Here is a 1,759-nt window from a genome sequence, read left to right on the forward strand (position 1 = left end):
TGTCGGCTCCTGTTTCGAGATTCCGCAGATCGAAGAAGACCCCGTCGGTGCCTTGCCAGTCGACGTGGCCGGCGATGATTGCCGGTCCGACCTCACCGGGTGCGGGAGCGCCGGTGTACCACCCTGCGTCCTTCCCATCCGGTGGGACCTCGAGTGCTCCATCGGTATCGAGTCCGAGATCGATGATGTCGGTGTCGACGCCGATGGACGGGATTTCGAGGCGCGCGGGGCGGTGTTCAGCAGTTACCGGCGCCCTTTCGGGCAGTGCAGAGTCAGTGGCGCGTGGCGCGGATGTGGTGTCTTGTCGAGGCGACGAGTGTGGTTGTGAATTTCCGCTGTCGGATTGTCCACCGGCGCATCCGACCACCGTTACGAGTACTGAAACAGTAAGGGCGAGAGCCGTGATGGCTCGGCGAGTTCGCGGAGCCATCACGGAGTTTTCGTCTTTCATCTATCGACTTGTCCGACGGATGACGAGGGCCGACATAGCCACGACGCTGAAGAAGCCGACGAGCAGGGCGATCCACCCTCCACTGGACTGTCCGTCGCGTTGGGATTGTGTGCTTCCGTCACCGGTGTCGACCGACCCTCGTGGTACCTGCTGCACCTGAGGGGCTCGAACATTCGGGGATTCCGGGCCTACCGGTTGAGTGGTCGGGGTACCCGTTCGAGAAGCTGACGTCGTCGGCACCCGAGACGGGACGGTTACCGTCCCGGGAACGGTGGGAGGTATTCCCGGCAGTGGTGGGAGACCGGGAATCTCGGGTATGGACGGAATGTTTCGGCTGGTCGTGATGATCGGCGGTACGTCCACAGTGGTTGTAGTCGTGCCGTTCGGCCCTGGTGTGGTGGTCGTCGCTTCCACCGGTGTACCAGTCGTGGTTGTAGTCACCTCCGGCGGGACGACCGTCGTGGTTGTAGTCACCTCCGGCGGGACGACCGTCGTGGTTGTAGTCACCACCGGCGGGACCACAGTCGTGGTGGTAGTCGTCGCGGTGTCAGGCGGGACTGTAGTCGTCGTAGTGGTCGGAGTCGTGGTCGTGACAGGAGGCGCACAGGTCGGGATCGTAACGGTGTTCGTATCCAGAGTGACCGCGCCATTGATCGCCAACAGTCGACCCTCGACGGTTGCCTCGGTTGTGGCAGTAATGTCTGTCAGCGCCAACAGGTTTCCTCGGAAGACGGAGTTGGTGCCCAGGGTGGCGGAACTTCCAACCTGCCAGAAAACATTGCACGCCTGCGTTCCGTTGATCAGTGCAACGGTGCTGGACGACGATGTGATCAGCGTTGATCCCGCTTGGAAGACGAAGACTGCATCGGGGTCACCTTGCGCGTCGAGGGTGACGGTTCCCGACAGTGCGATCGACGAACCGGAGTTGTAGACACCCGAAACCAGTGTCCGACCGGTCAAGTCGTCTCCCGTCGGTTGTGTGGGTCCCTGACCGGCGAGAGTGTTGTAGGCAGTCAACACGTCGGGTTTCGCTCCCTGCGATACCGCGTCGCCACCATGATTGGTGCCGGTAATCGTCAGGTCCGATACACCGGTGATGGTTGGAGTCGGATACGTGCCGATATCGCCGCCGAGGGTTGTCGGTCCGGTGTTGGTGATTCCTGCTCCGGCAAGGACTGCAAAGGGCTCAGCGGTGCCGAGTCCGACAGCAGTCGCTTCCGCGCCGGCAGTGCCGGCCGGCAAGACGAGAATGCCGACGGAGAAAACGGAAATCGTTGCAATACCCGAGAATTGAAAGAACCGCGAGCG

General features: G+C 62.0%; 2 protein-coding genes. Both read right to left on the reverse strand.

From position 1 onward, the window contains the following. Positions 1 to 451: sortase domain-containing protein (locus A2J01_RS31710; protein ID WP_064114315.1), on the reverse strand; the 451-nt coding region annotated here is incomplete at its 3' end. Beyond that, positions 452 to 1,759: ice-binding family protein (locus A2J01_RS31715; RefSeq protein ID WP_064114316.1), on the reverse strand; the 1,308-nt coding region annotated here is incomplete at its 5' end.

The sequence above is a fragment of the Rhodococcus sp. EPR-134 genome, from assembly GCF_001647205.1.
Lineage (GTDB): Bacteria > Actinomycetota > Actinomycetes > Mycobacteriales > Mycobacteriaceae > Rhodococcus_F > Rhodococcus_F qingshengii.